Origin of the sequence: Phyllobacterium sp. CCNWLW183, from assembly GCF_037203775.1 — a bacterium.
GTDB lineage: Bacteria > Pseudomonadota > Alphaproteobacteria > Rhizobiales > Rhizobiaceae > Phyllobacterium > Phyllobacterium ifriqiyense.
In genome coordinates this window covers 397,383-409,407 of the sequence record NZ_JBBCBN010000001.1, presented here as the reverse complement: position 1 = coordinate 409,407, position 12,025 = coordinate 397,383, and the positions used below count along the sequence as shown (strand labels likewise).

13 protein-coding genes are annotated in these 12,025 nt (G+C 51.5%); 9 read left to right on the top strand and 4 right to left on the bottom strand.

Features of this window, described 5'->3' with window-relative positions:
* The first annotated feature begins 1 nt into the window (after position 1).
* Positions 2 to 532, top strand: a complete 531-nt coding sequence (locus V9K95_RS01980; protein WP_336439993.1) for a DUF1697 domain-containing protein — start codon at positions 2 to 4, stop codon at positions 530 to 532.
* Here the strand turns inward: V9K95_RS01980 and V9K95_RS01975 are convergent.
* Positions 508 to 1,878: an aminotransferase-like domain-containing protein gene (locus V9K95_RS01975; RefSeq protein ID WP_336440213.1), complete on the bottom strand. Its 1,371-nt coding sequence runs from the start codon at positions 1,876 to 1,878 to the stop codon at positions 508 to 510. The genes V9K95_RS01980 and V9K95_RS01975 overlap by 25 nt on opposite strands.
* A gap of 150 nt (positions 1,879 to 2,028) precedes the next feature.
* On the opposite strand from V9K95_RS01975, the gene V9K95_RS01970 reads away from it, so the two are divergent.
* The 7 genes from V9K95_RS01970 (at position 2,029) to V9K95_RS01940 (ending at position 8,432) form a co-directional block, all read left to right on the top strand.
* Entirely contained in the window at positions 2,029 to 2,892 is an 864-nt protein-coding gene (locus tag V9K95_RS01970; protein ID WP_115052825.1) for a DMT family transporter, read from the top strand.
* 315 nt (positions 2,893 to 3,207) lie between these two features.
* The gene (locus V9K95_RS01965; RefSeq protein ID WP_115053281.1) at positions 3,208 to 4,551 is read left to right on the top strand and encodes a DEAD/DEAH box helicase; all 1,344 of its coding nucleotides are present in this window, start codon (positions 3,208 to 3,210) and stop codon (positions 4,549 to 4,551) included.
* A 175-nt stretch (positions 4,552 to 4,726) separates the two neighbouring features.
* Positions 4,727 to 5,758: a cysteine synthase A gene (locus tag V9K95_RS01960; RefSeq protein ID WP_336439994.1), complete on the top strand. Its 1,032-nt coding sequence runs from the start codon at positions 4,727 to 4,729 to the stop codon at positions 5,756 to 5,758.
* Positions 5,758 to 6,504: an alanine--tRNA ligase-related protein gene (locus V9K95_RS01955; RefSeq protein WP_115052827.1), complete on the top strand. Its 747-nt coding sequence runs from the start codon at positions 5,758 to 5,760 to the stop codon at positions 6,502 to 6,504. Before V9K95_RS01960 ends, V9K95_RS01955 begins: the two co-directional genes overlap by 1 nt.
* A gap of 1 nt (position 6,505) precedes the next feature.
* Complete coding sequence (gene sseA / locus V9K95_RS01950) at positions 6,506 to 7,357, top strand: 3-mercaptopyruvate sulfurtransferase (protein WP_336439995.1); 852 nt, start codon at positions 6,506 to 6,508, stop codon at positions 7,355 to 7,357.
* 2 nt (positions 7,358 to 7,359) lie between these two features.
* Positions 7,360 to 7,878 (top strand): GNAT family N-acetyltransferase, encoded by a 519-nt coding sequence (locus V9K95_RS01945; RefSeq protein ID WP_115052829.1) that lies wholly within the window; start codon positions 7,360 to 7,362, stop codon positions 7,876 to 7,878.
* Positions 7,879 to 7,961: 83 nt separating this feature from the next.
* A complete protein-coding gene (locus V9K95_RS01940; protein ID WP_336440214.1) occupies positions 7,962 to 8,432 on the top strand; it encodes a DUF1203 domain-containing protein in 471 nt (156 codons plus the stop codon).
* A 47-nt stretch (positions 8,433 to 8,479) separates the two neighbouring features.
* On the opposite strand, the gene ald is transcribed toward V9K95_RS01940, so the two are convergent.
* Positions 8,480 to 9,595 carry an alanine dehydrogenase gene (gene ald / locus V9K95_RS01935; protein WP_336439996.1) on the bottom strand — a complete coding sequence of 372 codons (1,116 nt, stop codon included), beginning with the start codon at positions 9,593 to 9,595 and terminating at the stop codon, positions 8,480 to 8,482.
* 149 nt (positions 9,596 to 9,744) lie between these two features.
* On the opposite strand from ald, the gene V9K95_RS01930 reads away from it, so the two are divergent.
* Positions 9,745 to 10,236, top strand: coding sequence for an Lrp/AsnC family transcriptional regulator (locus V9K95_RS01930; protein ID WP_115052832.1), 492 nt, complete (start codon positions 9,745 to 9,747; stop codon positions 10,234 to 10,236).
* 160 nt (positions 10,237 to 10,396) lie between these two features.
* On the opposite strand, the gene V9K95_RS01925 is transcribed toward V9K95_RS01930, so the two are convergent.
* Complete coding sequence (locus tag V9K95_RS01925; protein ID WP_115052833.1) at positions 10,397 to 10,756, bottom strand: MmcQ/YjbR family DNA-binding protein; 360 nt, start codon at positions 10,754 to 10,756, stop codon at positions 10,397 to 10,399.
* Complete coding sequence (locus V9K95_RS01920; RefSeq protein WP_115053282.1) at positions 10,753 to 12,006, bottom strand: SAM-dependent methyltransferase; 1,254 nt, start codon at positions 12,004 to 12,006, stop codon at positions 10,753 to 10,755. Before V9K95_RS01920 ends, V9K95_RS01925 begins: the two co-directional genes overlap by 4 nt.
* Positions 12,007 to 12,025 lie beyond the last annotated feature (19 nt).

Here is a 12,025-nt window from a genome sequence, read left to right as displayed (position 1 = left end):
TATGACGACGTGGATCATTCTCTTTCGTGGCGTGGGTGGCGCGACATTGTTGCCGGTGAAACCACTCGCGATAGCCTTGTCTGAGGAAGGGTTTGAAGGTGTCAGGACATACATCAATACTGGAAATGTGGTCCTGAAATCGTCTGATACATCGGAAAGAGTCCTAAAGCGCATCACTCCAATTGTCTTGAAGGAATTTGATTTTTCAAAAGCCATTTTGATAGCCAGCACAGCTGAATGGGCGAAACTCATTGCTGATAATCCGTTTTCCAACGCAGTCTGTGAGCCAACCAAGCTTCACGCATATCTTATGGACCGCGAACCGGATGAGGTCGCAATAAAAGCATTGCAATCAAAGGCGGAGGGTCCTGACGAATTTCAGATACGAGGCCGGGTGCTTTACTACTACACGCCGCAGGGAATATCGAATGCTCGTCTGTTTCCCAAGATTGAAAGAACTTTGGGCGTGGTCGCCACAGCCCGTAATTGGAACACAGTGTTGAAGCTTCAAGCGTTAGCTGAAGTTGCCTGAACGGCTATCGCCTCGGAAAGAACATCGAATATTCTGGAATTCCCACATTGGGCGACGTTGAAGCGCATGTAGGAATTGGCTGTCTGCGACTGGCTAAATACATTGCCCGGGGCAAATACCACGCCTTTTTCAAGGCCATATTTTGCAATTTCGGCTGCGTCGATACCGTCCGGCAATCTGCACCATAGCAACATGCCACCGCGCGGCTCATTCCAGGGCACTATGCCAAGCGCTTTCAACCGGGTGATCGTATCTCCCATGCTACGGGCGAGTTGGGTACGCAAACCATCCATATGCTTGCGATATGCGCCTTCCTTCAGCATAAAAAGCACGAGCTCTGCTCCCATGCGGTTGCCACCGAATGATGTGGCGATCCGCAAATCTATCAATCCGTTGATCCAGTCTTGTCTGGCGGCGATAAAGCCGCAACGGAGCGATGCTGAGATTGATTTGGAGAAGCTGCCGATGTGCACAACCTGATTCAGTCCATCAAATGCGGCGAGTCGCGGAGCAGGCTCATGCTCGAAATCGGCAAAAATATCGTCTTCGACAATTGTAAGATTATGCAATTCCGCAAGCTTTAGTATCCGGTGGGCCGTTAGCGGAGATAACGCTGCTCCTGTTGGATTTTGAAGCGCGGAATTAGTGATGTAAAGCCTGGGGCAATGGCTTTTCAATGCCTGTGCAAACAATTCGATGTCAGGCCCATTTGGCGTATATGGCACGCTCACGACATTGGCTCGATGTGCTTTGAGCAGGGCGTGAAAGTTAAAATAGCATGGATCGTCGACGATCACTGTATCTCCAGGCTCAATCAGAAATCGGCATAGCAGATCAATTGCTTGGGTTCCCGAATCCGTCAGCATGATCTGATTGGTCGAAACTTCGATACCGTGCTCGCCCAGCCGTCTCGACAGGAGTTGCCGAAGCGGTTGCAGACCAAGGGGAGATGCGTAATCGGTCAGCGTTGAGCTATTCGATCTGGCTAGCGCCCGCAATGCACGCCGAATGCCATCTTCGGGCATCCACGAAGCGGGCAACCAACCGCAGCCTGGTTTTAGCATGCCATCATTGGCATCCAATGAGGTTCTTGAGACCCAAAGCGGATCGATTGCATGGTCGAGTTTTGGGCCGATTTCGGCAAGAGTTAAAGGAGCAAGATGACCTGCAACGAAGAACCCGGATCCACGCCGTGATTGAATGAGCCCCTCGGCTGCCAGCCTGTCATATGCATCAACGACAGTCGATTTTGACGTCGCCATGATTTCCGCCAAACTTCGAATCGATGGAAGTTTGGCGCCGGGAGGCAGCAATCGCGCTGCGATACGTTGCCGGATTGCCTGCATAACTTGCTCAACCCGCGTCACGCCACATATCCTTGTTTGTCCATCTGTACTGCTCACTTATCCATTACAGTTTGCATAAATTGTACTGTACCGTATCTGGAAAATCCATCCTTAAGCGCGCTAGAGCAAGGCACGGATGAGGTGAATTGAATGGATAAGACAACGAGCGGTTGGATCAATGGTTTTGTAGGCGTTCTCATTTTTAGCGCGTCACTGCCCGCCACACGTGTTGCAGTGGCAGATTTTGATCCAATTTTTTTGACGGTAGCGCGGGCAACCATTGCTGCCTTGCTTGGTCTGGTGCTTTTGCTCGCGTTTAAAGAAAAATGGCCTTCAAGGTCCGATCTTGGACATTTATTCGTCACTGCCATGGGTGTCGTGGTCGGCTTTCCGCTATTGACCGCACTGGCGCTTCAGCATGTTACGTCGGCACACTCGATTGTTTTTATTGGCCTTCTGCCTCTATCGACCGCTATTTTCGGTGTTCTGCGGGGCGGGGAATCCATGCGTCCAATGTTTTGGATATTCTCGTGCTTGGGTAGTGCATTGGTTGCAGGTTTTGCTCTCACACAAAATCTGGATGCCTCATTGACCGGCGACCTTTTGATGTTTGCCGCTATCGTGGCTTGCGGCTTGGGCTACGCCGAAGGAGCGCACCTGTCGCGCAAACTGGGTGGGTGGCAGGTGATTTGTTGGGCACTGGTCTTATCTTTGCCTGTGATGCTGCCTCTTACCTTGTTGCAATTACCCCAAGACTGGATGGCGATCGGTCAACCGGCTTGGTTCGGATTGATCTATGTCTCGCTGTTCTCAATGCTTATCGGTTTCGTTTTCTGGTATCGTGGCTTGGCGCAAGGGGGCATAGCGGCTGTCGGACAGCTTCAGCTATTACAGCCATTCTTCGGTTTGATGATCGCGGCCACATTGCTGCATGAGACAGTTGGCTGGCAGATGATTGTCGTTACAATTGCCGTTATTGCATGCGTTTTCGGGGCAAAACGGTTCGCCAAGTAAGGCGGTGTTTTGCGTCGCACAATAAAATCATTTGCTTTTTGTGCGGGAAGAGCCCATATGCCGGTCAGACGCTTGGGCCGGGCAATCCGGTCTTCCGAAACAGGACTTGTGGCGTCTGAGCCCCATCCGCATGATGCGGTGGGCACGGCTGCGCAAGTCGCTTGATCCCTTTGGGGCTTTTCGCGTCTCGTCGTTTATCCGAAAATGTTGCATGCAGGTTGCGCCCTGCGATGCGTTATATGGCCCGCGATGTATCGCGCTTGGCCAAGATGAGAGTTTAAATTGGAAACTACTGAAACAAACGGCTTTGCCACCATGGGCCTCAATGCGATTCTGCTTAAGGCAGTGGACGCAGCTGGAATGATTGCTCCCAAGCCAATCCAGCAACAGGCTATTCCGGCACAGCTTGCAGGTCAGGATATTCTTGGTATTGCCCAGACCGGTTCGGGCAAGACGGCAGCTTTTGCTTTGCCTATCCTGCAAAAAATCATAACTATCGGTGATAAGCGCAAGGGCAAGACCGCCCGCGCTTTGGTGCTTGCTCCTACTCGTGAGCTTGCAGTGCAGATCGAAGAAACCTTCCGTACATTGGCGAAGGGCGCTCATATTTCAACGGCTCTTGTCCTTGGCGGCGTTTCCCGCATTGCCCAGATCAACAAGATGCAGGCCGGTGTCGATGTTCTGATCGCCACACCAGGTCGCTTAACAGACCTCGTGCGCGACAATCGCATTGATTTGTCCGAAACCCGCTGGCTTGTTCTCGATGAAGCTGACCGCATGCTTGACATGGGCTTCATCAATGATGTCAAGAAAATCGCCAAAGGTACTCACCGCGATCGCCAGACAGCTCTGTTTTCTGCGACCATGCCTCAGGAAGTTGCTACCTTGGCAGCCAGCCTTTTGCGCAATCCTGTGCGTGTTGAAGTGGCGCCTCAAGGCACCACGGCAGCAGAGATCAAGCAGGTTGTTCATATGATCCCGACCCGCCAGAAGAAGCAGGTTTTGTCGGCCATGCTGAAAGACGAAACCCTGTCTTCCGTTATCGTATTTACACGTACGAAACACGGTGCTGACGCGGTTACCCGTATTCTGGAAAAGGACGGCTACAACGTTGCAGCTATCCACGGTAACAAGTCTCAGAATGCCCGTCAGCGCGCTTTGAATGGCTTTAAGGATGGGTCCGTCCGCATCCTCGTTGCAACTGACATTGCAGCACGCGGTATCGATGTTGTCGGTATCAGCCACGTGATCAATTTCGACCTGCCAGATGAGCCGGAGAGCTATGTTCACCGCATTGGGCGCACTGGTCGTAATGGCGCATCCGGCAATGCCATCACGCTTTACGATCCGGCTGAAGAAGGTTCAAAGTTCAAAGCCGTGGAGCGTGTAACCCGCATGCGTTTGCCAATGGCAGATTCGCCGGTTGATCTTTCCAGCTTGCCGGCCCGGGCGGCAAACAGCGATCAACGCCCGCCACGCCGCGAAGGTGGCAATAGTGGTGCGCCTGCAAAGAGCAAGAAGCCGCATCGTGGTCAACCAGCTGGCGGCAAGCCTCGGGAACCACGCGGCGAGAAGATTTGGAGCAATGATGGCGGTGCCCCCGCGCAGAAGCGTCCTTTCCGCCGGAATAAAAAAGGCTTTGGTTCCAAAGCTGCATAATTTGAGCTTACATTGAGCAACCTCAATTTTTTGAGAGGCCCTCGGCGTTAAATGCCGGGGGCCTTTTTGTTTATGCCCAAAGATTTATCCCCGTGGCAGCAGATTGTGAGATTATGCGCTTGAACGGTGTGATCCGGACAAATAGGTTTAGGGCAGTATATTGAAGGGCTAGGCAATGTATAAATCCGTGATCGAAGCAATTGGAAACACACCGTTAATCCGCCTCAAAAAGGCGTCAGATCTCACCGGTTGCGAGATCTACGGAAAAGCCGAATTTCTAAATCCCGGTCAATCGGTCAAGGATCGTGCTGCGCTCTACATCATTCGTGATGCGGAAAAGCATGGCCAGTTGCGTCAGGGCGGCGTGATTGTCGAGGGCACTGCGGGCAACACCGGGATCGGCTTAACCATGGTTGCCAAGGCGCTCGGTTACCGCACCGTTATCGTCATCCCAGAGACGCAGAGCCAGGAAAAGAAGGATGCGCTGCGGCTCCTTGGGGCAGAACTGGTGGAAGTGCCCGCGGTCCCGTACAAGAATCCCAACAATTACGTGAAGGTTTCTGGCCGTCTTGCGGAGCAACTCGCAAAAACCGAACCAAATGGTGCAATATGGGCCAACCAGTTCGATAATGTTGCAAATCGTCAGGCACATGTGGAAACCACCGCACAGGAAATATGGCGTGATACGGACGGGAAAGTAGATGGTTTTGTTTCCGCTGTTGGGTCGGGGGGCACCTTGGTCGGCGTCGCCATGGGGCTGAAAGCCAAGAACGAAGCGGTGAAAGTCGCTATTGCCGACCCCCTCGGAGCAGCCCTGTTTTCTTATTATACGACCGGAGAATTTAAATCGGAAGGAAGCTCGATTACTGAAGGCATCGGGCAAGGCCGTGTAACCGCCAATCTTGAAGGCTTTACTCCAGACTTTTCATATCAAATTCCGGATGCTGAAGCATTGGAAATTGTGTTTGATCTGGTGACGGAAGAGGGGCTTTGCCTTGGCGGATCATCCGGTATCAATATCGCCGGTGCTATTCATTTGGCACGTGATCTCGGTCCCGGACATACAATCGTGACTATCTTGTGCGACTACGGCAATCGTTATCAATCAAAACTTTTCAACCCTGAGTTTCTGCGCTCGAAAGACCTGCCGGTACCGCTGTGGATGGAGAGAAACATCGATATTTCTGTACCCTTTGCGAGTGAATAATGGCTTATGACACGACGATCCTTTTTCGCGATGATTCCTATCTGAAAGAGGCCAACGCCACGGTAATAGCGGTTAACGACCGGGGTGGCATCCTCACAGATCAAACCAATTTTTATGCCACATCCGGTGGGCAACCTGGCGATACAGGGGTTTTCGTTCGGTCGGATGGTTCTACTATTGTTATCGCCGCAACTGTGACAGGTGAGACAAAAGAAGAAGTCATCCATGTTCCTGCCTCTGATCAGCCTGTGCCGGATATTGGCGAAAAACTGTTGCTTCGCATTGATTGGGAGCGACGTTACAAATTGATGCGCATGCATGCAGCATGTCATCTGCTGAGCGTTGTTTGCCCGTATCCGATCACCGGCGCGGCCGTCAGCGAAGAAGATAGCCGAGTTGATTTTGACCTGCCTGACGCAGGTGTTACCAAGGAAAGTGCGACTGCAAAATTGATGGAATTGGTCAATGCCAATCATCCCATTTTTACTCGCTGGATCACCGACGAGGAACTCGCTGGAAATCCCGGGCTGATCAAGTCGAAAAATGTCCGTCCACCCACGGGAACGGGGCGTATCAGGCTCGTTTGTATCGGTGAAAATGCTGCCATAGATTCCCAACCTTGTGGTGGAACTCACGTCGCAACGACCGGCGAAATCGGGCAAATCCACATTGGAAAAATAGAAAAGAAGGGTAAGGAAAACCGGCGGTTTCGTATCCGTTTTGGCGCTTTGCCCGAAGGAGAATGAGATGAGCGACAAAAGCGCTTTTGTAGTGTCACCGGATTGGCTTCAGGAAAGGTTGGGACAACCTGGCCTGAGCATCGTCGACGGTTCTTGGTATCTTCCATTCCAGAATCGTGATCCCAAGGCAGAGTATGATGCGGGACATATTCCGGGCGCTGTCTTTTTCGATCATGATAAAATGGCTGACCCTGACTCCAACTTGCCGCACACATTTCCAAAGCCTGAAACCTTCGCTGCTGCTATTGGCAGCATGGGCATTACCAATAATGACACCATCGTGGTCTATGACGGGCCTGGAGTGTTTACGTCGCCCAGAGTCTGGTGGATGTTGCGCATCATGGGCGCAAAAAAAGTATTCGTTCTTGATGGTGGTTTTGACAATTGGAAGAAGGCGGGAAGGACAGTTACCGATGAGGTGACAAAGATAGCGCCGTCGGCATTTGTGGCAGATTTCGATGCCGCGAAGATCGCAAGTTTCGACGATATGCACGAGATCGTCCAGGAGGGCACGAGGCAGATAGCCGATGCCCGGGCCGCTGCGCGCTTTACCGGAGTTCAGGCGGAGCCACGGGCGGGATTGCGATCCGGCCATATGCCAAATGCACGCAATGTTCCCTCATCAGTTCTGGTCGATAATGGATACTTAAAAGATATCAATGGGTTAAAGCAAGTGCTCGATGATGCGGGTGTTGATCTGTCGCGCCCCATCGTGACCACTTGCGGCTCAGGTATTACCGCTGCTGTCATTACGCTTGCGCTCGAATCTTTAGGGCACGAGAATAACGTGCTTTATGACGGGTCATGGACGGAATGGGGCGGTGCCAAGGATACTCCCGTAGCCACCGGCGAAGCTTAACAATGCCTACGCTCAAGACACGCGTTACCCATCTCGAAATGACGGATCGCCCCACCGCTGCGATCCCGACGCCAGCCAGCTACAAGCTGGCAATTATGCGGGCAACGAAGATCTCGCTGCCCTTCTATCGATTTTTGTATGAACAAGTGGGCAAGCCACACCATTGGTCAGTCCACCGCAAGCTTGATGACGAAGCGCTTTCTGCAATCATCCATAGAGACAATGTCGAGATCCATGTTCTGTATGTCGAAGGTTCCCCTGCGGGGTTTTTCGAGCTGGTACTAGATCAGGAGCGGGGTGTCGCTGAAATTCTCTATTTTGGCCTTGTAGCAGAGTTTCAAGGGCTTGGACTTGCGAAGTTCTTCCTGAATGAAGCCATCTCCACAGCTTGGATGAGCAGCCCGCAGAAGGTGATTATCGAAACAAATACGCTTGATAGTCCACGAGCGTTGCAAATGTATCAAAAAATGGGGTTCAGGCCAGTGAGCTTTGCTGAGGCTGAAATCGAAACCTGGGATTGATTGCATATTCTGCCGCGAGCATGAATCGGGTGGTTTGACGCTAATCTAATGTGTTTTCTTTGGCATCAAAGGAGACAGTTATGATCACAATTCGATTTATTGCAATGACGACAACAATGGCGCGGCACTATCAAGCCGGTGGTGCCGACGCCAATGGCCAAAAGCCTGAAACCCACCTATCGGATGGGGATGGAGTGCCTTGCAGGCATTGTTTGCATAATGTGAGGGCCGGCGACAAATATCTCATCCTTTCGCTTCGGCCGTTTCCTTCGCCGCAACCCTATGCGGAAACCGGGCCGATATTTCTGCATGCGGATGAATGCGAGCGATATGCGCAGACAGATCAGCTGCCTGAAATGTTCAATAAAAGCAGTGACTTCATCCTTCGCGGCTATTCTTGTCAGGACCGGATTGTTTACGGCACCGGCGGGGTAGTCAAAACTGGCGGGATCGCTGACCGGGCTGCGGAATTATTGAAAAGGGACGATGTCGCCTATGTTCATATGCGCTCGGCGAAAAATAACTGCTTCCAGTGCCGGATAGAAATGGCATGAAAAAATCCCGGGTCACTGACCCGGGATTTTCATTATAATCAATAAAATCAAGCTGCTAGAACGGCTTTTGCTTCGAACATTTCAAGACCGAGCGCCTCGGCAACAGCACTGTTTGTAATGCGGCCCTTATGCACGTTCAAACCATTGCGCAGGTGCGGGTTGTCGATCAAAGCCTTGACGCCACGATCAGCCAATTGCAGTCCATATTGCAGGGTCGCATTGTTGAGCGCGTGGGCAGAAGTCACGGGAACTGCACCCGGCATGTTGGCGACGCAATAATGGATGACGCCATCCACTTCGTAAGTTGGCTCGGAATGTGTAGTGGCATGGGAGGTTTCAAAGCAGCCGCCCTGATCAATGGCAACGTCAACGATAACAGCACCTTTTTTCATGCCGGAAAGCATTTCGCGGGTTACCAGTTTGGGCGCAGCAGCGCCTGGAATGAGAACGGCGCCAACGACGATATCGGCAGAAAACACTTCTTCATCAAGGGCTTCGATGGTGGAGTAGCGTGTATGGATACGCCCGCGGAACAGATCGTCGAGCTGACGCAGGCGGGGAATCGAGCGATCCAGAATTGTAACGTCTGCACCAAGTCCAGCAGCCATTTGCGCCGCATTGATGCCGACAACACCTCCGCCAATGATGGTAACTTTGCCGGGCAGAACGCCGGGAACACCGCCGAGAAGTATACCGCGACCGCCATTTGCTTTCTGCAAAGCAGTAGAGCCAGCCTGAATGGCAAGGCGGCCAGCAACTTCTGACATAGGTGCAAGCAGCGGCAACCCACCACGCTCGTCTGTCACAGTTTCATAAGCAATAGCCGTCACACCGGAATTCAGAAGACCTTTGGTTTGCTCGGGGTCGGGAGCAAGGTGAAGATAAGTATAAAGAAGCTGACCTTCACGAAGCTGACTCCATTCGGATGGCTGTGGCTCTTTAACCTTTACGATCATGTCAGACTGCTGAAATACTTCTTCTGCAGTCTTTACTACTTTGGCACCGGCGGCCTGATAGGCTCCATCATCTGCGCCAATTCCTGTACCAGCTCCGGACTGGATTATGACCTGATGGCCATGGGCAACATATTCGCGTACGGCACCCGGAGTCAGGCCGACGCGATATTCATGGTTTTTAATTTCCTTAGGGCAACCAACGCGCATAATGCCTCCTCATTGTTCTGCTTTGCTTATTGGGGAGCAATATAACACCACATCTCCCATCGCATGTCCTTGCCAAATGGCCTCGACGGTTGGTGGTTATTCGCGTATTCTTGCGTAGTAATTGCTATAAGTAATGGATTATTCGAACAATGTCGCTGGACAGGATTGATATCGCTATACTTGATAATTTGCAGAAAGACGGACGCATGTCGAATGCGACGTTGGCGGAAAAAATTGGCCTGTCGCAATCTGCCTGTTCGCGGCGCTTGGACATACTGGAAAAGTCCGGCGTTATTCGTGGATATCATGCACGTTTATCCAACAAATTGCTCGGTCATCCCGTCACGGTAATCGTCAATATTTCGCTTTCTGGACAGGCGGATAATCAACTTCGCGAATTCGAGACTGCAGTGCGGCGATGTCCGAATGTTCTGGTTTGCTATCTCATGTCAGGTGAATACGATTATCTGCTTCGTATTGCTGCGAAAGACCTTGAAGATTATGAGCGTATTCATAAATTTTGGCTCTCGGCCATGCCGCATGTCACCAAAATCAACTCATCTTTTGCTCTTCGTGAAGTCGCAGACCGAACCGGATTGGGAGTGGAGACGGGCTTGATAGAAATCTCATCGAACCCGTAACTCGCGTCATCACAACCATTTTTCTCTCCATGGTTGAAAATCTTCGGCAAAAATCGGAGGTTTTTCGGCAAAAGTTGCGGAAATTTCTGTGTTGGAGATGATTATTCGTCAAAACTCCCTCAAGATTCCATTGTTCCTGACCGTGGTGGTCCAAGAGGGCTTAAATTGACGTAATCGACTTTTTGAGTTTGGCAGGAGCCTTTGTGTGCCAAGCCAGTTTTATCCGATGGCTGAGCTCTTCGTCGGAAATGGCATCAAGGTGAATTAGTATATATGGCCATCCCTTATAATGGTCGGTTTCGAAATAGATGCTGGGTGCACTTTCCATAAGGAGAGGCTTTTCCTCCAGCGGACAATAAATTGCAAAGCTCGATTCATCCTTCAAGCGCCCCATGAATGAGGTTTTGACCTTCAACGAGGGCGTGCCGTGAGTTGTGCTTTTTATGAGCTCTGGTAAATGCAGGGCATCAGCCAGTTTCCAGATACGCTCAAACGCACGCTCGAGATTTTCGTCGGTCACGATTTATAGAAGACCTGGCGTACATCGATATATTCGGAGCGGAAGCCTGCCTCGCAATAGAACAGGTAAAATTCCCAAAGCTTTTTGAAACGACCGTCAAAGCCGAGATGGCGCAGCCGATCCCATGATCCCCAGAAACGCTCCCGCCACTCAGCTAAAGTTCGGGCGTAATCCTGCGGGAAGATATTTTCGCGGTACATGTCGAGACCAAAGTCCTTGCCGAGACTTTTCAGCTTTGTGGGCGTTGGCAGCATACCGCCCGGAAAAACATAACGCTGGATGAAATCCGGACGCTTACGGTAGCGCTCAAAGGATTTGTCATTGATGGTAATGATCTGAAGTCCAGCGCTGCCACCGGGATTCAAGCAATCCTTGACCTTTGAAAAGAATACGGGCCAGTATTTTTCGCCGACCGCCTCAAACATTTCTATAGAGGCAATGTGATCATACTTGCCGGTCTCATCGCGATAATCCTGAAATCGGATATCAACCTTTTCGGAAAGACCGGCTCGTTGAATGCGTTGGCTTGCATAGTCGAATTGCTCGCGGCTGATTGTCAGACCGGTGATCTTGGCTCCAATTTCGCGGGCGGCAAATTCGGCAAAACCACCCCAGCCGCAACCGATCTCCAAAACGCGCGAATCAGCAGTGATTCCAATATTGCGGGCGAGGGCGCTGTACTTTGCCGTTTGGGCGCTCTCCAGATCGTTTGCGCCTTCAGCAAACAAGGCGGATGAATAGGTCATGGTGGGATCCAGCCACTCACGGTAGAAGGCGTTGCCGAGATCGTAATGGGCAGAGATATTCTTGCGCGAACGGCTTCGGGTATTTTCGTTTAGCCAGTGACGTAAGCGCTGCACCGTATTGACGAACCAGCTTGAACCGCCGGCAATGTCTTCGCCAACCTGTTCATTGACAACAAAAAGTTCAAGAAAAGTGGTGACATCAGGACTGTCCCAATCGCCGTCCATATAGGATTCGGCAACCCCAATTGTTCCGCTGGATAGAGCGCGGCGGGGCAGGTTCCAATTGTGCAGAACCAACGAAGCATCAGGACCTGTCTGTTTGCCGCCTACCTTGAATATCTGCTTGTCGGGCGTTGTTATGGTCAATGTACCACGGGGCAGATGGACCGCAGCCCGCAGTGCAGCCTGTACTTTTAACGGGAATCCCTTCAAAGCCGCGCCGACATTTTCCGGTGTCAGCAACTTCAATTGGGCTAGACTATCGGTGGAAAGGGTCTTTTTAATATTGGTCATCGGTCCAGAC

Coding starts and splice junctions, on each gene's coding strand:
- V9K95_RS01980 (WP_336439993.1), top strand. CDS start 2: ATGACGACGTGGATCATTCTCTTTCGTGGCGTGGGTGGCGCGACATTG.
- V9K95_RS01975 (WP_336440213.1), bottom strand. CDS start 1,878: ATGCAGGCAATCCGGCAACGTATCGCAGCGCGATTGCTGCCTCCCGGC.
- V9K95_RS01970 (WP_115052825.1), top strand. CDS start 2,029: ATGGATAAGACAACGAGCGGTTGGATCAATGGTTTTGTAGGCGTTCTC.
- V9K95_RS01965 (WP_115053281.1), top strand. CDS start 3,208: ATGGGCCTCAATGCGATTCTGCTTAAGGCAGTGGACGCAGCTGGAATG.
- V9K95_RS01960 (WP_336439994.1), top strand. CDS start 4,727: ATGTATAAATCCGTGATCGAAGCAATTGGAAACACACCGTTAATCCGC.
- V9K95_RS01955 (WP_115052827.1), top strand. CDS start 5,758: ATGGCTTATGACACGACGATCCTTTTTCGCGATGATTCCTATCTGAAA.
- sseA (WP_336439995.1), top strand. CDS start 6,506: ATGAGCGACAAAAGCGCTTTTGTAGTGTCACCGGATTGGCTTCAGGAA.
- V9K95_RS01945 (WP_115052829.1), top strand. CDS start 7,360: ATGCCTACGCTCAAGACACGCGTTACCCATCTCGAAATGACGGATCGC.
- ald (WP_336439996.1), bottom strand. CDS start 9,595: ATGCGCGTTGGTTGCCCTAAGGAAATTAAAAACCATGAATATCGCGTC.
- V9K95_RS01930 (WP_115052832.1), top strand. CDS start 9,745: ATGTCGCTGGACAGGATTGATATCGCTATACTTGATAATTTGCAGAAA.